The organism is Lysinibacillus sp. NPDC092081 (assembly GCF_044755845.1).
GTDB lineage: Bacteria > Bacillota > Bacilli > Bacillales_A > Planococcaceae > Lysinibacillus.
Genome location: NZ_JBIVRU010000002.1, coordinates 407,515 through 426,696, shown reverse-complemented (window position 1 = coordinate 426,696; position 19,182 = coordinate 407,515). Strand labels below are relative to the sequence as shown.

Genomic DNA, 19,182 nt, shown 5'->3' with positions numbered 1-19,182 from the left:
ATTTTTATTATTCTCCCGTTCTTGAGCCTTTATAGTTATATTAAATATATATTGGGGAGTCAAAAATAAGACAATGAACTCATTTGACTTCGTTCATTTATTAACTGGGTTACTACCATTCATAGAGAATGTAATATTGTTCGGATACGACATACACACGCAACAATGTTGATTGAAAGTGGACACCCTATAAAAACTGTCCAAAAAAGATTAGGACACAGCAGATCAGCAACTACTGAAGACCGCTATGTCCATTTAACTCAAAAGATGGCAAGAGATGCTACCGATATTTTTGATTCCATCGCAAAAAATTTATAAATTGCTGGCACAATTTTAAAGCGGTGGCAAATCGGTGGCAATCACCCATACTCATATAAAAACACACAATTCAAATCCTTATAAACGTTGTTATAACAACGTTACTTCGAATCATCTATCTTCAGAACAGCCATGAATGCTTCCTGTGGAAATGTATATTCAAATTTATCTTTTTATATTTCTATTTAACCGACAATCCTTTGATATATAAGGATTTTTCGGTTGTTTTTTATTTAATTTTATTCATGGATATTTTGCTTTTATCATGCTTTATTTTCTACATATGGTGGGGTTATGATGTGCAAAAATAAGAACACCCGTCACTTCGCACACTGGAGTGGTCTTTATAATATCTCTGTCAATGTAAACAGTCTTATTAACATCTATGTAAGGCTTTTAAATCGATTGTTCTAATAATTAATGAATAAATCTTTTTATTGTGCGTTCTGTAGATTTAATTTGTTCAATATATTTTTCGGGATCTGTTGAAAAATGCCCTTTTGCAACCCTCTAGCCTTCCCTTAATTACACACCATCTAATACATCTTGGTTATTAAATTGCAAAAAGGCAGTTGAAAATCAGATTCATCCGAACTTTCAACTGCCAACTCAAATATTTGATTTTGTACCCATTAAATATTACAGGGTTGTTTTTCGATTACATTTTGTTGCAGTGAACTGCGTTTTTTATTTGTTCTGCTCCTCTAAAAACTAGAGATTATCAAGGACTAACTGGAGGAGTAAGCCCTGTAAGAACAGGAGTTATAACATTAGTGCCAGTTCCAAGGCGAATTTGTTGAACTTGCAGTACTTTTACAGTAAGCTCAAGCACGATTTTTTCACGTAATGTGTCGAAAGTGCCTTCTGGTGCTGCCATAACCGGTGAAAAATCAAGTTCAAAGAAGTTTGCAGCTACTAACTCGCCAAATGGTTGTTCATTGTATTTAACTAGATTTTGGAAGAAAGCTTTATCCAATCGAGCATCCATTTGCGTAGTTTCATTAAGGAAGTTCGCTTCGGCAAACTCGGAAATTCCTAAAATTGGAGAAGGGCCTCCTGTTGTTTGTGGGAAAGTAAGGTCTGTAAAACCTGAAAACGGAACATCGGCAATTCTATCTTGGAGTGCCCCGTTACATGCTGCTGAAGCATATTCTATGTTTTTGCGAATATTTCCCGCTACAAATAATTTAGCTCTTGTTACCGTAAAAAAGTCAGTGTTGGCAATACGTGCAAACGCAACCGGTACTAGTTTCACTTGATTCAGGAATACATTTTTTTTCACTCTTTTGATTTCAGTTGCTGCAGGACTAAGCGTAATATCTGACTCCACAGCAATTTGAAGTGTTGGTTCTGCAAGTACAACTGGAACTTTAATAGTTGGAGTCGTTAACGGTGTAGCGACTAATGGAGTAGTAGCTGCAGTTAATGGTATTTGTTCTGTCGATGTTACTGGACAAGGTTCGACTTGATTAACTTGAAAATCTAATTGATCACTCAAAAAATTCCCTCTTTTCATTTTTTTAGTATTAGAGAGCGCTCTCTATATTGCTAGAATATGTAGCGATTAATTCTATGTATAGACGTGTATACTAGTTTTTTCTGATTTTAAAAAAGGGGTTTTTTAGAATGAACATCAAAATGCTAGATACTCACCTAGCACCTAGTTTTAATTGTTTAGTTACCTTTTTTGACTGGAGAATTTCAAGAAAATAATAGTCAAAAGCAGAAGCAATATTACGGAGAAAGATATTAGAGTACGAAAATGCTGGAACCGTATTTATACCACAAGAAATTATATTACAGGACTTAAGTTTTTGGATGGAGGAATATGTTGACCTTAAACTAGAACCGAATACGTACTACAATTATGAAGGTGTAATAAAGAATCACATCTTGCCTCACCTAGGTAAATATAAAGTAAAATCTTTAACCACTCATGTCTTACAACAGTTTATTAATTTATCTTTAAATCACGCAGTGTATCCATACAAATACATTAAAGAAAACCCTATGCATTATGTAGAGCTCCTGAAGGATAAAAGTAGAAAACCACCCGTGAAGATTTAAAAATTCAATCAAAAGAAAACTTAAGAAGTATTAATAGCGTTTTAAATGAGGATCACCCTTTTTATTTACCATTTCATATTGGCTTACATTGTGGTGTGCGTGTAGATGAAGTTTGTGGGCTTGAATGGAAACATATAAATTTCGAGGAAATGACGATACAACGACATTAATAGAGAATGGTACACCTGTTAAAACTGTACAAAAAAGATTGGGACATAGCAGAACCGTCACAGAAGATCGCTATGTCCACCTCACTGAGAAAATGGCAAGAGATGCTGCAAACATCTTTGATTCATTCGCTCAAGATATATAAGAATTGCTAACTTATTTTTATGTTGGGGAATTGGTGGGAAACCCCACCATTTAACCCTTATATAAATTAGATAAATTCGTCACAGACCCTTATCATTACTATATTACTTCGAATCATCCATCTTCAGAACAGCCATGAATGCTTCTTGTGGTACTTCAACTGAACCTACTTGTTTCATACGTTTTTTACCTTCTTTTTGTTTATCAAGAAGTTTTCGTTTACGAGAAATATCCCCACCGTAACATTTCGCTAATACGTTTTTACGCATGGCTTTAATTGTTGAGCGTGCCACAATTTTTTGACCAACTGCTGCTTGAATTGGCACTTCAAATTGTTGACGTGGGATTAATTCTTTCAATTTTTCAACGATGACTTTACCGCGCTCGTATGCAAAGTCACGGTGTACGATAAAGCTTAGTGCATCGACTTGCTCAGCATTTAATAAGATATCCATCTTCACTAGTTTTGAAGTCTGATAACCAATGAGTTCATAGTCAAATGAAGCATAGCCCTTCGTATTTGACTTTAAATAATCAAAGAAATCATAAACGATTTCTGATAACGGCATTTCATAAATAATGCTGACACGTGTTGTATCAATATAATCCATTGTCATAAAATTACCGCGCTTTAATTGACAAAGCTCCATAACAGCTCCTACATAATCGTTTGGTACCATAATTGTAGCTTTTACATATGGCTCTTCCACTCGCTCAATTTTTTGAGGATCCGGCATAAATGAAGGGTTGTCAACCTTTACTGTAGATCCATCCGTCATTTGAACATTGTAAATTACAGAAGGCGCTGTTGTGATTAGATCAATGCTAAACTCACGCTCAATACGCTCTTGAATGATTTCCATGTGTAAAAGCCCTAAGAAACCACAGCGGAAACCAAATCCGAGTGCTTGTGATGTCTCTGGCTCATATTGAAGTGCTGAGTCATTAAGCTCTAACTTTTCTAACGCTTCACGTAAGTCATTATATTTCGCTGTATCGATTGGATATAATCCGCAGTATACCATTGGATTTAATCGACGGTAACCTGCTAATGGCTCAGCTGCTGGACGATTAGCAAATGTAACTGTATCCCCCACACGAGTATCACCTACATTTTTAATCGATGCTGTTAAATAGCCTACGTCACCTACTGTTAGTTCAGTCTGTGGTACAACTTTTGGTGTGTGTACACCAACTTCAATAACTTCAAATTCTGCACCAGTAGCCATCATACGAATTTTATCGCCAGGTTTTACTGTACCATTCATGATGCGAATGGAAATAATAACACCTTTGTAAGCATCGTAAACAGAGTCAAAAATAAGGGCTTGTAACGGTGCATCCGGGTCACCAGTTGGTGCAGGCACTTTCTCTACAATTTGTTCTAAAATATCTTCAATCCCGATACCGGCTTTAGCAGAAGCTAAAACAGCTTCAGAAGCATCTAACCCGATTACGTCTTCAACTTCTTGACGTACACGTTCTGGATCTGCTGCAGGTAAATCAATTTTATTGATAACAGGTAAAATTTCTAGGTCGCTATCAAGCGCTAAGTATACATTTGCTAGTGTTTGTGCTTCAATACCTTGTGCTGCATCGACAACTAAAATTGCACCCTCACAAGCAGCTAAACTACGTGATACTTCATATGTGAAATCGACGTGTCCTGGTGTGTCGATTAAATGGAATATATACACTTCACCATCTTTAGCTTCATACTTTAATTGGACTGCATTTAATTTAATCGTAATGCCTCGCTCACGTTCTAAATCCATTGAGTCGAGTAGCTGTGCTTTCATTTCACGAGAGGTTAATGATTTCGTTTGCTCTAAGATACGGTCAGCAAGCGTTGATTTCCCGTGGTCAATATGTGCAATAATAGAGAAATTTCGTATATTCTCTTGTCTTTTTAAACGTGCTTCTCGGTTCATCTTTTCCACTCCTAATTAAACTATAATGAATTATACTATGAACCTTATATAAACCACAACAATAGAACGGCATAAATGCTGTTAAATCAATGGTTATTCTAAATAGTGTGCCATTTCCTCTGCAAAACAATGCAAAAACGATAATGAGTTGCTAAGAGATATTTCCTATACTCTTCATAAAAAATAGCCAGCTACACCTAGAAATGGTGCACGCTGGCTATTTTATTACTAAATTAAATATTTATTGATTGTTGAATAAGGCTCGTTAACGTATTAATACCTTTTTGTTCTAAATGTACGCCATCTGGAGCAAAAAATTCTGGATGATTGATAGCAGCCGAATGCCAATCAATCAATGTAATATTATCATGCTCTTGAGCTTTTTGTTGTAATGAATAATTTACTTTACTTTCCCAAGCACGAGGTACCCTTGTATTCACTAGATAAATATCGGCATTGGAGAAAGATTCAAGTAGTGTATCGATCTGATCACTCGTAAAGAAACCATTTGTGCCAAGTTGAATAATAACTGCTTTATTTGGCTGATTAAAACTAGCGTAATTTGGTGCCAGTTTGACAGCTTGTGAAACTTGGCGACCAATTTTCGCATCAATTGTTATGTTAGGATAGATATTTTGTAAGCTTGTAGCAATATCTATCGTTAAAGAATCTCCAATAGCTAATATTCCGTTATTGGATTCATTTTTAGAATTAGCAGTTGTCTCATGTTCTCCCTGCTTAGGTTCTTCTACTTCCGATTGCGGGCTAGTTTCAGCTTTTTCATTCTGAACATTCGAAGAATCGCTTTCTGATGTCTCTTTTTCCGCAACGGAATCATTATGCTTAGAAGGTTGTTCTCCACCATTTATTTTAATTTCTGTTGGCTTAGATTCTTTTGATTGCGTTTGTTCTTCTCCTACAACGCCTGTCATTCCAGTAAAAAATACTAGAAGGAATAGTGGAACAAGCACAGTAGAAATTTTTCTAGTAAACGAAAAGCTGCCCCATTTATTTTTATTAAATACAAGATACTGTCGATAATAGGAGCGGAATCCTTCCTTCCGTATTGGCATTTCGATAAAACGATACGATAATTCAGCAATAATCAAAATAAGAATTAGCTGTAAAGCAACTCGCCAGTATACAGGATTACCTATCTCGTGGACAGGAGTACCCAACACCATGATTGGGTAATGCCATAGATAAATTCCATATGATCTTGAACCAATCCAACATAGAGGCTTTAAAGAAAGTATTTTTCCTAATATGCTAATTGGATGACAAACACACGCTATTAATATAGCTGCATTCAAACAGAATAGGAACATGCCTCCTCTATATAAGAAAGTTTGATATTCATCTACAAAAATAATACTTAATATGAAAATACTAAAAGCAACCACACTTATAGCATTTAGTTTATTGACATGGTCAGTAGATAGTTTTTGAGAAGATAGTCTTTTCATCGGCCAAACGAAAGCTAGCCAGCAACCTATAAGTAATTCAAAGGAACGTGTATCTGTCCCGTAATATATACGACTAGGATCAGCTCCTGGCTCATACAGTATGCCCATTAACACAGCTGAGCATAATGCACCAATAAAGATAAAAATAGCTAATTTACTCTGTTTTTTAACAAGATAAAGCCCTAGCATCAACAGAATTGGCCAAATAAGATAAAATTGTTCCTCAATCGCTAAAGACCATAAATTTTTTATAGGTGAAGGAGATCCAAAACTATCAAAATAGGAGAGCTTATGAAAAATGAACCACCAATTACTTGAATAAAAAATAGAGGATATTGCGTCTCCGCGCAATGTATTTAGAAGTTCCTTATGAAATAAGGTAGCCCAAGCAAATGAAGTAATAATCATTACGTACGCTGCAGGTAGTAGGCGTCGAAATCGCCCAACCCAAAAATCTCTTAGCCCTACTGTTAACTGATTTCCTTTTAAAGGTAAAATTGTAGAGGTTATTAAGTAACCCGATAAAACAAAAAAGATATCAACTCCGAGGAACCCACCACTGGCCCATTTGAAGTTAAAATGATAAGCTATCACAGCTAGTACTGCTAAAGCTCGAATCCCATCTAACCCAGGGATATAACGATGATTGACTGCTTTGCCTGACATAATATTCCTTCCTCTTCTTCCGATAATCTACAAAACTTTGTGTAAACTTTAGTATAAAACCAATTATCGTCCCCTTTTAACTAATGATTCAATGCATTCACTTATATAAATGACGGATGAGTATTTATAAAAGTTTACTTTTTATCACATAAACAACACTAAATTAACTTCTCATATGTATAGTTGTCCTTCATCCTTTTGAAATAAAGGTTAATCTTTTTCATATTTTATCCATTAAAAAAGCATCTCCAAAATGGTAGATGCTTTAAAAAGCGTATTTCGCCTATTGCATATGCCGCTACAAAACTTTTACAACTCATAGTCAAATCTTTATGTGTTGACTCAAAAAATTATAAGACAAGAAATAAATAATTAAAAGGCTTTACAACTATTTTCCCTAAATAAAATTCCTGGTATTTTTGCTAATAATCATTCATTTTTCATACTTTGTCCAAAAATATCACAAAAAATTGGCAAAAAGGAGGATATAAAAAGTCCAGCTTTTCACCAATTCCAATATTATTGTAATTTAATCTATCAGGTTTATTGATTAACTATTTCTATCCACTTGAAATTAATTAGAAGACCGTTGATTATTCTTGTTTTCCTGTATTAAAGGATTTTGATATAGCTTTTCCTATTACAGCAATTGTACGATTCAATTCTTCTTCTGTATTGTCTATTCCACCTATTTCGATTAAGATCATTTCTTTTGTTAAATCTTGATTATAACGTCCATCTACATTGTCACCACTTTTAGATATAACACCTCTAGAAATCTTTGGAACAATTTCATTCATAGCAGCAGATAGACTTTCTGCATAAGCAGTATTCCATCTATAATTCTTATGCTCTGCACCAATGACTATTGCAATCCGTGCATATGATTCTTTGTTATGTGTTAACGTTGTCGCATCTCTCTTGGCAGAATCTCTATGAAAATCAATAACTAAATCATAGGATTGCTCTTGTAAACGTTTTGCTAAATAAGGACGTACAAAGTTATAAGAATCCGGAAAACTTTTTCCCTTAAGTTTTAGTTCCTTCATAACATCAACATCTAAAATATCCGTTTGTATACCATTCATGCTAAAATGCTTAGAAATAGTATCTTTTAAATTATAAATATTTGTTTTTTCATCATAATAGGCCGCTTTCCCGCTAGCAGCTTTCACCATTGGTTGATATGATTCCTGTGAATGCGTAAATAATAGCAATACTTTAAATGGGTCTTTTGTTTGATCTTGCTTCTGATCTTGTGTTTGATCTTGTGTTTGATCTTGTGTTTGATCTTTTGTCTGCTCAAGTGCACTTTGTTCAGGTAAATTAGTAGCGGCAAACACGACTTGCTTATCCTCTGGTTCTTTAATCGGAGTCGATGCTTGCTTGTTGAACGGAAGTTGCCCAGCAATGACAGGTAATACGAAAAAGAACAATAATAAACCAAATGACCACTGTAGTTTTTTTAGCAAAGTCACACCCTCCTCCCCTTATCGTATGGAGGGGGTGTGCCTTTTAGAACGAAAAAAATTATAGATTGTTTGCCCACTTCATAAGCATAGACGACACGAGTTTTGCATACTTATCTACCCAATAATCGGCTTCCTTTGGCGTGACCATCAGCTGTGTATGCGAGCCTGCGAAAGTCTCTGCAAATAATTGTTGACGCTCTTCTTTAGACCACGTAGCCCACTCACCAAAAATCGGCTTCACTAAAGACATATCTAGTTCTTTATTTATATCTGGTTGCCAAGACGATAATGACAATTTTGATGATGGTTTATTCCGCTCTGACACTCGTGCAGCTATAGAACGTAGCATTACCTCTACAGCATCCGCAATTAATACAGGTGCATCCACTACTGTTGGGATACCAATTGCGGTAACAGGAATGCCAAGCATCTCATATGAAATTTCCTTACGTTGATTTCCAACGCCTGAACCAGGGTGTATCCCTGTATCCGTTAATTGAATTGTTTTACATAAGCGATTGCTGGCTCTTGTTGCAAGTGCGTCTACAACAATAATTAATTTAGGTTTAAGACGCTCTGCCAACGCCGCTACAAATTCACCAGTCTCGTATCCTGTTTGCCCCGTTACTCCAGGCGCATACATAACGAATTTTTCATCAATTACATCTAAACTATGCAAATGATCAATAAGATAAGGCCCTATAGCATCAGGTGTAATTGTTCGATTACCTAGACCAATAATTAAAATTTTGTCATCATCTTTCCATGAAATGGATTCATGCATTTTTTTAAAATTCACAAGCAATTCTTTCTCAAGCTGCTCAAATCCATCTTGATCTTCTAACGTCAAAGTAGGCACAGACAGTGTAATGTACTGCCCTTTCTTCTTTCCAATTTGCTTCTCACCTTCTGCATTAACGAGCACATCAGTGATTTTTACCCGTCCAGCAGTCTGATCTTCAATTTGAATACCACTAGACTCTTCAAGCGTTTCTTTTTGTTCTTTTGTTTGATGTAATACAACCTCTTCAGATTCATCAATTAAATCCGTACGTTGCCAGTTAAAGTTTTGCATACAGTTCACCTCAACTGTAGTTTGTTCAAACTGTCAAGTAAATATTCTTTGCATTTATCTATTGCAATTTGGCCTAGCGTTTGTTAAAATGATTTTTGTTGTATTGACACAAGAAATCAATGAGAAGATATCATCTCGTACCTAATTTAGGAGGTGAAATATATGCCAAACATTAAATCTGCGATTAAACGCGTAAAAGTTAACGAGAAAGCTCACGCTGCTAACTCTCAAGCTAAATCTGCAATGCGTACTACAGTGAAAAAAGCTGAAAACGCTGTTGCTGCTAAAGCTGAAAACACACAAGAACTTTTACAAGCAGCTTACAAATCTTTAGATAAAGCAGCTTCAAAAGGACTTATCCACAAAAACGCGGCGGCTCGTAAAAAGTCTCGCCTTTCTAAAAAAGCGTAATTGTTATAAAGGATCAGTATACTCTTTTAAGAGTGTGCTGATCTTTTTAATTTATAAGAAAATCAATTACGCCTTGTCATAACTTCGTTTTCCCACTATTGTGCTTACTATAAAGAGCTGCCCATATTGCTTCGGACAGCTCATCAATAGATGTTTTCTTATCGCTATACCCTTAAAGTTGACGCAATAAAAAGAGTTCTAAATAACGCTCACGATTGCCTCCTGTTGATTTCAGTTGTAAATCGACCTCTGCTAACTGATATAAAGCCTTCAATAAGCTTTCCTCTGACGGACGATTACGCTGCTCAACCATCAACTTGACACGATAAGGATGTATTTTTAAATTTTTTGCGATTTGCTGTGGATGATAGCCCTTTTTCAATAAATAAAATACATTGGACATCGTACGTACATTTGATGCAAGCAATCCAACAAGCATGATAGGCTCTTGCTTTTGACGTAGTAAATCGTGATAAATAGACAATGCTCCTACAGAATCGTTCGCAAAGTAAGCATTTAACATTTTAAAGGCATCCTGCTCTAACGTTTTTGCCACTAAATCCTCGATTAGCGTAGCAGTTATTTCACCACCATCTCCTACATAAAGAGTTAGCTTCTCAACTTCCATTTGCAACTGTAGCATATTCGGTCCCACCATTGCGACGAGCTGCTCAATCGCATTTTGTGTTATGCTGCTGCCTTCTGCTTTGACTATACTTTGTATCCACACAGCTAAGTCCTGCTCCTTTGGTGTTTCAGCTTGGACTAATAACGCATGCTCTTTCATCATCTTTGTCACTTTTTTACGTTCATCCAACTTCTCATAAGGTGCGATAAAAACTGTTACTGAAAAATCAGAAGGGTTAGCAAGCCATGCTTCTAAGCGTTTTATATCATGGTCAATTTTTTCTTTGCCTTTTTCGGTTGCCTTTAAAAAGGATGCGTTTCTGGCAATAATAAGCTTTCGCTCAGAGAAAAAAGGAATTGTATCTGCTTCATCCATAACGACATCCACTGGCATCTCTTCCAAATCAAATGTAGACATCTCTATCTCTTCTTCTGGCCCTATCACTTCTTTTAACCGTTTAACTGTCTCATCTATAAAATAGCTTTCCTCACCAACGAGTAAATAAACTGGTGAGAGCTCTCCTTTTTTGATATTATTCCAAACCGTTGAAATCATAATTTTCCCTCCATCTAGCAATACTACTAGTATACATGATTTACATTCCTTTGTGACTTTGACCGAATTGTGTCGATTCCTTGCCACTTGGCAAATTCTCCTTTTCGATATAGCTTTTATGAAAACGATGTCTTATAATAAATAACAGAATTGGAGGGATAACAATGAATCCATTTGAAGGAAAAAACATACAATGTCGCCGTAACGATGCAATCGATTCTGGAGTTGGCTTCGGTGTATCATTCGGAATGTTTGCAGTTATGTTTATCATCGCAATAGTAGTGGAAGTAGCATCTAGATAATTGAATGTAATGTACGAGGAAAAAGACCTTGCTCATTGGACAAGGTCTTTTTTCTTTTGCACAGACCAACTATTTTCATGAATTCTTACTTCAATCGTCCCATCTATTCCAGTTGTTAAAATAGATAAATTTCGACTTGTAAAACGCTCCACAACCTCATCATGCGGATGACGATAGCGATTATTGAGCCCAGCGCTGAAAATGGTTAATTCAGGCCGTAACAGCTCCACAAATGGCTCAATACTTGATGTTTTACTGCCATGGTGTCCAGCCTTCAACAATGTCATATCCGCTAATTGCTTGTTGTAAAGATGAATTAGCTCCTGTTCACCATCTTCCTCTAAGTCACCAGCTAACAATGCTCGAAATGACCCCTGTTGCATATATAAAACAATTGAATCATCATTCCCCTCATAATGGGTGTCACGGGGCCATAAATAATGAAAGCTAGTATTTCCTATACGCCAAGTTGTCCCATGCATCTTTTCTTTCACTGGTACCTTTTGCTTTTTGGCTTCCATCAGTAAATCTCGCATTATAGGTTGATCCATTGAACCCGGAGTGAGGTGAATTTCATGCATGTTAATCTCTTGCAAAACCTCCTCAGCTCCCTCCACATGATCCGCATGAGCATGAGTGACGATAAAGAGATCAATGTTTCGTATCCCTTTTCCTTTTAAAAACGGTACAACAACTTGTCTCCCAACCTCATATGGGCTTTCTGACGTCTTCCAAATATTCTGCTCAAAACGTAGTAAGCCGCCTGAATCAATAACATACACAGCCCTTCTAAAGGGTAATTCAATAACTGTGCAATCACCCTGACCAACGTTTAAAAATGTAAGCTTAGTTTCGTTAAACAGCATCGGCGATAAATGAATACTCAATGCAGGGATGAAGACTACAACTGCAAATTTACCATAATGTTTTATCTCAATAAAATAGAAACCTGCTAATACACTGATCAACGCCACGCAAATAAGCCATAAAGCAGGTTTCCCTGGCGACCACAGCTGAAACGGTATTTCCTGGAGATATAAAATAAACTTTGTAAGCCAAACACGGAGCGGCTCGTACACATCAAACAATGCTTTTGCTACTGGCATCGATATAATTGTTACAACAAACATGGCAATATTAATAGGCAGAATAACAAAGGAAAACAGTGGTACAAAAATAATATTTGCTAAGAATGAAGAAATAGAAATTTCATAAAAATGATGGAGCAATAATGGATAAACAAGAAGCTGGCACACAAATGTAATGAAAAATGATCGGATTAACCAGTTCGCGAATAGTCTAAAAATGACAGCTGAATAGACGAGACTAACCGTTGCTAAATATGACAATTGAAAGCCAATCTGATAAATGACACCTGGTTCAAGTAGGACAAAGCAAATAAAGCTAATTGCTAGAGCATCATCAATTGAAATTTGCCACCTAGCATAACGCATCAGCATAATTAGTTCTACAACAGATACTGCGCGCCATACGGACGGAGCACCGCCAGCTATCACCCCATATATAGGTAAGATGATGAGTAACACTAAGGTCGCCATTTCCTTTCGTACACCTATACGTAGAAGGCCTTCAAAAAACAACCATGAGACAAGCGCCACATGCAAGCCAGAGATAGCAAATATATGCGTGATGCCAAGCTTTTGATAGGCTCTTTGAAGCTCATGATCGACTTGATCCTGTAATCCTATTAGGAGTGCTTGTGCCTCTGCAATTAGTGTCTCTGGGAATGTTGTTTCAATATGTTTTTTCATATAGTGTCTCTGTTTAGCAAGAAACGAACGAATGGATTTTTTCTCTTCTATAAAGGACCAGCTCGAAACTTCAAATATTCCTCTAGCACCTTTACTAATCAAATATTTTTCCATAGAAAACCCATACGCATGTGCAGGTGGAAGCGGTGCTACAAGTTCTCCTTGCACTAGATAGGTCCTACCTGTCAATGAAGTAGTTTCATAAAAGATTTTCTCTTCTTCTGATAAAAATGTATAGACAACATACAGCTTCTCACCTGATTCAGTTTTTACAAAACCTCTAAGCTTTTGACCATTTATTTTAAATTCACTCGACCAAGTTATTGGGAATTTTGACGGTAGAGGGGAAGAGTCCGTCAGTTGAAATGTAACGATGAAGAAATAAGAAAGAAATCCAAAGACGATAACAAGCGCTGAAATTAAACGCGTTTCACCTTTCAATTTAAGCCATAACGCGAAAAGCACAAGAACAGCGAGTAGCCAAGCTGACTTGTGTGCCGCTATTGAAGCAACGAGCACAGCTAGTGCTACGTAAATCCATTTATGCTTTAAAGCATTTTGCCAAATAATGCACTCACCTTCTGTTCATATGGGAGCAATTTTTCTGTAGGCATACCACTCTCACGAAGCTCGTTTAGCATGTCTATGTACAAGGCTAATTTTTCGTCGCTTAAGAAGTCAATTTTACGTTCATCAAACGGAACGTGTACAACCTCTACACCTGCTTTTTCAAATAACTCATGTGCATAAGGGTTATTTTTATAATCGGTAGCGTAATACACACGTTCAATACCTGCTTGAATAATAGATTTCGTACATGGTAAACACGGGAAATGTGTAACATATAAGTCTGCACCTTTTGTAGGCGTACCATATTTAGCACATTGTAGCAGTGCATTCATCTCAGCATGTACTGTACGTACACAATGGTTATCAACAACATAGCAGCCTTTTTCAATACAATGTTCATCACCTGTTATTGAACCGTTATAGCCACCTGCTATAATTCGCTTATCTCTAACGACAGTAGCTCCTACTGCAAGCCTTGTACATGTACTACGTAATGCGAGTAAATGGCTTTGCGCCATGAAAAATTGATCCCAAGTAATTCGCTCCATATGACTACCTCCAAAAATTTACTTATATTAATTAATACGCTGTGCCTTTATTGCAACAGTCTTTTTCTACTATAGTGTAGCCCTTTTTGAAAAGAATCGTCAATATCTCAAAACTTACTGCCATTACTTAACTGTAATGAAATCCTTTAGCTTCTCAAATGTTTTTTCGCCAATACCACTCACTTTTTTTAAGTCCTCAATTGTTTTAAAGGCACCATTCTCCTCACGATACGAAATAATACTTTGAGCCTTTGATGGACCAATACCTGATAAAGTCGTAAGTGCTGCTTCATCTGCTTTATTTAAATTGACCTTTTGATCTTTCATGCCATTGTTACTTTGTGATGTTCCACTAGTAGGCATCGTCAAGATATTAGAGGTAATTTCGTCAGGCTTTTCACCCTTTATAGGAATGTAAATAACCATCTCATCCTCAACTTTTTGCGCATGATTAATGAGTTGCGTATCAGCATCCTGCGTATAGCCACCTGCAAGCTTTACCGCATCTATAATTCGCTGGTCAGTCTGTAGCTCATAGACACCTGGATACATAACAGCACCCTTTATATCAACAAATATCTGCTGTATGACCGCTTCATCAACAGATTCTTTCATATCAGGTTGTTCAATAGGTTGGATTGTTTCGATGAGCTCTTCTTGGGGAGGCGAAGAGTCAGAACTCGAAAAAAAGAAGTAACTAAGTCCACTGATTGCAAGTATGCCGGGGATCAACATACTTTTTTTGTACTTTTGCCAAAAAGATTGGATCATCTATAACATCCTTTCCTTTGCAAAAGGTAATCATATGGAGTCTATTTCATCTTACATTATCATTCATGTGTTGAAAAGATAAATTATTTATAGAAAGTGCTGAGACTAATAATGAAAGCCCATCGCCATAACGTGGGGTTGATTTCCGTTCCGACTGGGCGCTTTCCTGGGGGCGTCCGATGAGCCGCTTCGCTGCGCTCCAGGACGCTAATCCCCAAGGAGTCGCCCGGTCTCCACTCCAATCAACTTAATCACTTTTATTTCTAACGCTACAATGTGAAAAGAACCACAGTGCATATTTGTGCAAAGCTGCTCTTTTTTAGCATTTCTAAAAGCTTTAGTCTTCTAATAGATCTTTAAATTTCGCTTGAAGTTCAGTCGCTAAGATTCCCTCATTGTTAAAATGGCGAATAAACACAGATTGCATCATATCATCCTCTTGAGCTGGATTCATCTGCATTAATATTTGATTAATCTTCTCTGCGAGCTGTACTGGATTGGCATACATCGTATTCCAAGCGCGAACCTTTAACTCTAAATCTGTACCGAGAGCTGCTTCCTCCAAATCTTGCATTGCTACAGGCTCACTAAAGTGCGCATACGGGTCTTCATATGTATCTGTATGTATAAAATGAATACAATCTTCTAACTTGTCTGCTACACGTATTGTATCCACAAAAACTCCATGTTCATTTTCATATAAATGACTATTTTTCAACATTAAAAACGGTGCGTGTTGCTGAAGCCCAATCACTTGCTTTTTCAATTGCGGCGTAATAAAGATTAAGCCATGCTCTAGCTGCAATGTTTGAACGTATCCAGAAAAATTACCGCTTGCAGCAAAATCACTATATGTTTTGGGACGATAATAAAATTCAGCGTCTAACTCCTCTGCTTCAATCGTCCACTCCACCTCTGGGCAATCAAAAATCACGCGCAGTGCAAAACCATTAGCTGTTTTTCTGAGCTCATCGTAAATATAAAACTGTTTAAGGATAATTTTACCTATTTCACTTATAATATTGTTAAACGTTAAAGAAATGATTGACTTTGCAGTAAAGCCTCCTGCCATATCCAGTGTTAATACTACTTGAGTAGCATTACGGCTAATACTAACTATGTTTGCATCATGAAGGCTTTGCTCAAAGACTTCTCTTCCCTTTGGTTTCATATAAGCTAACGTTTTCTGCTTTTCGTCATATGCCGCATCGAGAATATTTTCAAATAGCCGCTCCTGTTCATTTCTCCATCGTAAAAAATCTTCCCGTACATGTTTAGGAACATCTGGTGTATTCAACGTACCATCTAAAATATATGGTTGAAACCGCAGTGGTAAATAGTTCATTAAACTATCACGTAATCCACCTAACTCCTGCTTTTTTTCCTTAAATAAATCAATATCATTTTCCTTTGCATAGGCAAGGCTTTGTGTCCACTCTTCATCAGATTCGTAAATAAATAATTTCATCGCATTTTCATACCTTTTTTTTCTCTCGCAATGATAAATGCCACATAATTTCAGCCCCTTTCAATTTGGTAGTAAGAAACAGAAACACTTTTTTGGAAAAAATCATCATTGATTTTAGTTAGGAGGGGTCATTTGAGAAATAAAACACTTTTAGTCACAAATTCAATTATACTATTGATATTAGTTGGTTGTGCAGGTTTAGCAGACTACACAATCCCACTACCAAATGAATACCGAATCGACCGTTTATCTGCACATCAAATCGGCATATATGGTGAAGAACCCGTAGTAGAGCAAGGAATGGTAAAGGGTAATGTAAATAATTATAACTATGTACCTCCGAAAATAACAGATATCTGGTGGAATGACAATTATATTATTGCCAAACAAGTGACTCTACAAAGTATAAATGGTGGTGTTGCTGAGCCAAATGAAGAGCAGTTTGCATTTTGGGTCGTTGATATGCATGCTCATATCGTTTATGGACCACTTGACGAAAAAGCTCTTATCGAACAAAAGAAACTTTTAAATTTGTCTGAAGAAATGGAGTTAATTCCCATTGAAGATTTAAGTGATCTTCGGCAATGAAAAACAAAAACAGCTCGCTGGTAAGTTTACCAGCAAGCTGTTTTACTATTTTACCGCACGGATAAAAATGCGTTCACTTTCATATTCAGGGCCTTCATCAGTAAAATCTGCTGTTACTTCTACATGATTAAAACCAATTTCCTGAAGCCATGCCATATATTGCTCAATTGAGAATGTGCGTTGGTTATGCTCCTCGTCGAAACGTTCATACAGATCACTCTCAGCATCACGCACATAAAACGTCATTTGGTGGACAACGGAATGTTCAAAATCGCCAGGCTCCGTATGCCATACATAGCTAATATCACCATCGTCATACGTAAACGGTCCGTCTAAAAATATATCATTCATTTTAAATAACGAATGCACGTCAAAAAACAGGTGGCCACCATCTCGTAAAGCACCATAAATACGTTCTAATGTTGAATAAACTGCTTTTTCCTTCACTACATAATTCAGAGAATCAATAGCAATCGTTACAACGTCAAGCGCCTCAAAGCCCTCTAATTCATCCATCGACATACAATAGAGAGGCACATGTAATCCTGCATCAGCAAAGCGCTCTGCGGCAATGGAGAGCATATTTTCAGATAAATCGATTCCACTCACCTTGTAACCCGCCTGCGCAAACAACAGGCCAAGTATACCTGTACCACAGCCGATATCTAAGAGATTTGGAAATTGACTGCTCGGTGCATGCTGCAAAACCCATTCCACATAAAGATTGTAAGGGATATCGGTTTGCAGCTCATCATACACGTGCGCAAATCGCTCGTAACTACTCACACTTAAGCCTCTGGCATGTCTAGTTGAGGTGCATCGCCCCATAGACGCTCTAAGTTATAATAAGCTCGTTCATCTTTATGGAATACATGCGCTACAACATCTCCTAGGTCTACAAGAATCCAGCGTGCTGCATCGAAGCCTTCTACGCGACGAATTTCAAAGCCCTCTTTTACTGCTACCTCTTGTAATTCACGTGCGATTGCTTGCACTTGGCGGTCAGAATTACCATGAGAAATAATAAAGTAATCCGCTAAAAGTGAAATGCCTTGCATATTTAAAACGACAATATCCTCACCATGTTTGTCGTCAATTGCTTTGTAAGCTGATTGTAATAAAGTTGAAGTCATCCTTCACTGTCCTCTCTTTTCATCATATCGTTGTAACATTCTATTGATAATGGATAAATTGGTTGTTTTGTGTCAATTAAAAATGCCAATGTATGGCGCACACAAGCACTCATCGCTTTATCCAAATTTTTCTTTACTTTTTTTCGTAGACGATCAACACCAACAAATTTACGATTAGGTTCAATCATATCTGCAACAAAAATAATTTTTTCTAAACGGCTCATGCCCGCGCGTCCTGTTGTATGAAAACGAATAGAATTTAACATATCCTCATCTGTAATGCCAAATTCGCTTTCTGCAATATATGCACCTACTGGACCATGCAGTAATTCACTACCCCAGCCAATAAGGCGAGCATCTAATTTTTCATCACGGACGATTTTCTCCATCCATTCGATATCTGCATATTTCGCAACATCGTGAAGGATGGCAGCTATCTCAGCCTTTTTTTCATCCTCACCATATAATGTTGCTAGCTCAATGGCTGTTTCCATTACACCAATGGTATGAATATAGCGCTTCTCAGGCATGCGTGGCTTAATTGCCGCCAAGTACTGTTCGCGTTCCATATAGACCTTCCTCTCGTATGAACGTCTCTACCGCTTCAGGCAGTAAAAAGGTAATCGTTCCTCCAGTGGCAAGGCGTTCACGAATCAGTGTGGACGATAAATCGATTTGGGGAGCTTCCACCATTACTATAGGATACTCTGTAGTGGCCTCTGTTCCTGGACGCTTTACTCCTACAAATTGCACAAGCTTCACTAATTCATCAATACAGTACCATGTATGAAGCGAATCAATCATGTCGCCTCCAATGATAAAGTAAAACTTCACATTAGGCTCTTTTATACACATCGCAGAAAGTGTCTTATATGAATAGGATACGCCACCCTTGTCCACCTCATACGACTCCACAGAAAAATACGGATATGGACTTATTGCACGCCTTACCATTTCAAGGCGTTCCACATCGCTAGCATCATGACGTGCGAACTTATGTGGTGGCAACGCATTTGGCATAAAGCGAACTTCATCTAGATCTAATGCATGCAGTACTTCATTAGCCATCATTAAATGTCCATTATGTGGTGGATTAAATGTACCTCCCAGTAAACCGATCTTTTTCATC

The 19,182-nt window shown here is 37.1% G+C and carries 20 protein-coding genes; 6 read left to right on the top strand and 14 right to left on the bottom strand.

What is annotated here, in order from left to right:
* The first annotated feature begins 99 nt into the window (after nucleotides 1–99).
* On the top strand, nucleotides 100–318 hold the full coding sequence (locus ACIQLB_RS06845; RefSeq protein WP_400723103.1) for a tyrosine-type recombinase/integrase: 219 nt from the start codon (nucleotides 100–102) through the stop codon (nucleotides 316–318).
* 721 nt (nucleotides 319–1,039) lie between these two features.
* On the opposite strand, the gene ACIQLB_RS06840 is transcribed toward ACIQLB_RS06845, so the two are convergent.
* Nucleotides 1,040–1,816, bottom strand: a complete 777-nt coding sequence (locus ACIQLB_RS06840) for a CsxC family protein (protein WP_400722768.1) — start codon at nucleotides 1,814–1,816, stop codon at nucleotides 1,040–1,042.
* A gap of 320 nt (nucleotides 1,817–2,136) precedes the next feature.
* Between ACIQLB_RS06840 and ACIQLB_RS06835 the strand changes: the two genes are divergently transcribed.
* Together ACIQLB_RS06835 and ACIQLB_RS06830 are read left to right on the top strand one after the other, a co-directional pair.
* A complete protein-coding gene (locus tag ACIQLB_RS06835; RefSeq protein WP_400722766.1) occupies nucleotides 2,137–2,385 on the top strand; it encodes an N-terminal phage integrase SAM-like domain-containing protein in 249 nt (82 codons plus the stop codon).
* A 124-nt stretch (nucleotides 2,386–2,509) separates the two neighbouring features.
* Nucleotides 2,510–2,698: a hypothetical protein gene (locus ACIQLB_RS06830; RefSeq protein WP_400722764.1), complete on the top strand. Its 189-nt coding sequence runs from the start codon at nucleotides 2,510–2,512 to the stop codon at nucleotides 2,696–2,698.
* 103 nt (nucleotides 2,699–2,801) lie between these two features.
* Here ACIQLB_RS06830 and lepA read toward each other — a convergent pair whose 3' ends face one another.
* The 4 genes from lepA to gpr all read right to left on the bottom strand — a co-directional run bounded on the left by lepA (nucleotide 2,802) and on the right by gpr (nucleotide 9,307).
* A complete protein-coding gene (gene lepA / locus ACIQLB_RS06825; protein ID WP_400722761.1) occupies nucleotides 2,802–4,628 on the bottom strand; it encodes a translation elongation factor 4 in 1,827 nt (608 codons plus the stop codon).
* 233 nt (nucleotides 4,629–4,861) lie between these two features.
* Complete coding sequence (locus ACIQLB_RS06820) at nucleotides 4,862–6,760, bottom strand: acyltransferase family protein (protein ID WP_400722758.1); 1,899 nt, start codon at nucleotides 6,758–6,760, stop codon at nucleotides 4,862–4,864.
* Nucleotides 6,761–7,353: 593 nt separating this feature from the next.
* A complete protein-coding gene (gene spoIIP, locus ACIQLB_RS06815; protein WP_400722755.1) occupies nucleotides 7,354–8,238 on the bottom strand; it encodes a stage II sporulation protein P in 885 nt (294 codons plus the stop codon).
* 52 nt (nucleotides 8,239–8,290) lie between these two features.
* Nucleotides 8,291–9,307 (bottom strand): GPR endopeptidase, encoded by a 1,017-nt coding sequence (gene gpr / locus ACIQLB_RS06810; RefSeq protein WP_400722752.1) that lies wholly within the window; start codon nucleotides 9,305–9,307, stop codon nucleotides 8,291–8,293.
* A 162-nt stretch (nucleotides 9,308–9,469) separates the two neighbouring features.
* Here gpr and rpsT point away from each other — a divergent pair, with 162 nt between their 5' ends.
* The gene (gene rpsT / locus ACIQLB_RS06805) at nucleotides 9,470–9,718 is read left to right on the top strand and encodes a 30S ribosomal protein S20 (protein ID WP_400722749.1); all 249 of its coding nucleotides are present in this window, start codon (nucleotides 9,470–9,472) and stop codon (nucleotides 9,716–9,718) included.
* Between the two features lie 172 nt (nucleotides 9,719–9,890).
* Here rpsT and holA read toward each other — a convergent pair whose 3' ends face one another.
* The gene (gene holA / locus ACIQLB_RS06800; protein ID WP_400723101.1) at nucleotides 9,891–10,901 is read right to left on the bottom strand and encodes a DNA polymerase III subunit delta; all 1,011 of its coding nucleotides are present in this window, start codon (nucleotides 10,899–10,901) and stop codon (nucleotides 9,891–9,893) included.
* A 164-nt stretch (nucleotides 10,902–11,065) separates the two neighbouring features.
* Between holA and ACIQLB_RS06795 the strand changes: the two genes are divergently transcribed.
* Nucleotides 11,066–11,203 (top strand): YqzM family protein, encoded by a 138-nt coding sequence (locus ACIQLB_RS06795; protein ID WP_082337542.1) that lies wholly within the window; start codon nucleotides 11,066–11,068, stop codon nucleotides 11,201–11,203.
* A gap of 32 nt (nucleotides 11,204–11,235) precedes the next feature.
* Here the strand turns inward: ACIQLB_RS06795 and ACIQLB_RS06790 are convergent, their stop codons facing one another.
* The 4 genes from ACIQLB_RS06790 to ACIQLB_RS06775 form a co-directional block, all read right to left on the bottom strand.
* Nucleotides 11,236–13,494: a DNA internalization-related competence protein ComEC/Rec2 gene (locus ACIQLB_RS06790; protein ID WP_400722745.1), complete on the bottom strand. Its 2,259-nt coding sequence runs from the start codon at nucleotides 13,492–13,494 to the stop codon at nucleotides 11,236–11,238.
* A 29-nt stretch (nucleotides 13,495–13,523) separates the two neighbouring features.
* The gene (locus ACIQLB_RS06785) at nucleotides 13,524–14,093 is read right to left on the bottom strand and encodes a ComE operon protein 2 (protein ID WP_400722742.1); all 570 of its coding nucleotides are present in this window, start codon (nucleotides 14,091–14,093) and stop codon (nucleotides 13,524–13,526) included.
* 123 nt (nucleotides 14,094–14,216) lie between these two features.
* The gene (locus tag ACIQLB_RS06780; protein WP_400722739.1) at nucleotides 14,217–14,864 is read right to left on the bottom strand and encodes a helix-hairpin-helix domain-containing protein; all 648 of its coding nucleotides are present in this window, start codon (nucleotides 14,862–14,864) and stop codon (nucleotides 14,217–14,219) included.
* A 337-nt stretch (nucleotides 14,865–15,201) separates the two neighbouring features.
* Nucleotides 15,202–16,332 (bottom strand): DUF4085 family protein, encoded by a 1,131-nt coding sequence (locus ACIQLB_RS06775; protein ID WP_400722736.1) that lies wholly within the window; start codon nucleotides 16,330–16,332, stop codon nucleotides 15,202–15,204.
* Nucleotides 16,333–16,464: 132 nt separating this feature from the next.
* Here ACIQLB_RS06775 and ACIQLB_RS06770 point away from each other — a divergent pair, with 132 nt between their 5' ends.
* Nucleotides 16,465–16,920, top strand: coding sequence for a DUF3997 domain-containing protein (locus ACIQLB_RS06770; RefSeq protein ID WP_400722733.1), 456 nt, complete (start codon nucleotides 16,465–16,467; stop codon nucleotides 16,918–16,920).
* 45 nt (nucleotides 16,921–16,965) lie between these two features.
* Here the strand turns inward: ACIQLB_RS06770 and ACIQLB_RS06765 are convergent, their stop codons facing one another.
* From ACIQLB_RS06765 to ACIQLB_RS06750, 4 genes are read right to left on the bottom strand one after another with little or no spacing between them, the layout of a single operon-like run.
* Entirely contained in the window at nucleotides 16,966–17,706 is a 741-nt protein-coding gene (locus ACIQLB_RS06765; protein ID WP_400722730.1) for a class I SAM-dependent DNA methyltransferase, read from the bottom strand.
* A 2-nt stretch (nucleotides 17,707–17,708) separates the two neighbouring features.
* Nucleotides 17,709–18,053 (bottom strand): ribosome silencing factor, encoded by a 345-nt coding sequence (gene rsfS / locus ACIQLB_RS06760; RefSeq protein WP_370042014.1) that lies wholly within the window; start codon nucleotides 18,051–18,053, stop codon nucleotides 17,709–17,711.
* Nucleotides 18,050–18,622, bottom strand: coding sequence for a bis(5'-nucleosyl)-tetraphosphatase (symmetrical) YqeK (gene yqeK / locus ACIQLB_RS06755; RefSeq protein WP_400722726.1), 573 nt, complete (start codon nucleotides 18,620–18,622; stop codon nucleotides 18,050–18,052). Before yqeK ends, rsfS begins: the two co-directional genes overlap by 4 nt.
* Nucleotides 18,591–19,181: a nicotinate-nucleotide adenylyltransferase gene (locus tag ACIQLB_RS06750; protein ID WP_400722723.1), complete on the bottom strand. Its 591-nt coding sequence runs from the start codon at nucleotides 19,179–19,181 to the stop codon at nucleotides 18,591–18,593. Before ACIQLB_RS06750 ends, yqeK begins: the two co-directional genes overlap by 32 nt.
* Between the last annotated feature and the right edge of the window lies 1 nt (nucleotide 19,182).

Excerpts from the sequence above, each read along its gene's own strand:
- ACIQLB_RS06835 (WP_400722766.1), top strand. The coding sequence starts at position 2,137 with ATGGAGGAATATGTTGACCTTAAACTAGAACCGAATACGTACTACAAT.
- ACIQLB_RS06830 (WP_400722764.1), top strand. The coding sequence starts at position 2,510 with ATGGAAACATATAAATTTCGAGGAAATGACGATACAACGACATTAATA.
- lepA (WP_400722761.1), bottom strand. The coding sequence starts at position 4,628 with ATGAACCGAGAAGCACGTTTAAAAAGACAAGAGAATATACGAAATTTC.
- ACIQLB_RS06820 (WP_400722758.1), bottom strand. The coding sequence starts at position 6,760 with ATGTCAGGCAAAGCAGTCAATCATCGTTATATCCCTGGGTTAGATGGG.
- gpr (WP_400722752.1), bottom strand. The coding sequence starts at position 9,307 with ATGCAAAACTTTAACTGGCAACGTACGGATTTAATTGATGAATCTGAA.
- rpsT (WP_400722749.1), top strand. The coding sequence starts at position 9,470 with ATGCCAAACATTAAATCTGCGATTAAACGCGTAAAAGTTAACGAGAAA.
- holA (WP_400723101.1), bottom strand. The coding sequence starts at position 10,901 with ATGATTTCAACGGTTTGGAATAATATCAAAAAAGGAGAGCTCTCACCA.
- ACIQLB_RS06795 (WP_082337542.1), top strand. The coding sequence starts at position 11,066 with ATGAATCCATTTGAAGGAAAAAACATACAATGTCGCCGTAACGATGCA.
- ACIQLB_RS06785 (WP_400722742.1), bottom strand. The coding sequence starts at position 14,093 with ATGGAGCGAATTACTTGGGATCAATTTTTCATGGCGCAAAGCCATTTA.
- ACIQLB_RS06780 (WP_400722739.1), bottom strand. The coding sequence starts at position 14,864 with ATGATCCAATCTTTTTGGCAAAAGTACAAAAAAAGTATGTTGATCCCC.
- ACIQLB_RS06775 (WP_400722736.1), bottom strand. The coding sequence starts at position 16,332 with ATGAAATTATTTATTTACGAATCTGATGAAGAGTGGACACAAAGCCTT.
- rsfS (WP_370042014.1), bottom strand. The coding sequence starts at position 18,053 with ATGACTTCAACTTTATTACAATCAGCTTACAAAGCAATTGACGACAAA.
- yqeK (WP_400722726.1), bottom strand. The coding sequence starts at position 18,622 with ATGGAACGCGAACAGTACTTGGCGGCAATTAAGCCACGCATGCCTGAG.
- ACIQLB_RS06750 (WP_400722723.1), bottom strand. The coding sequence starts at position 19,181 with ATGAAAAAGATCGGTTTACTGGGAGGTACATTTAATCCACCACATAAT.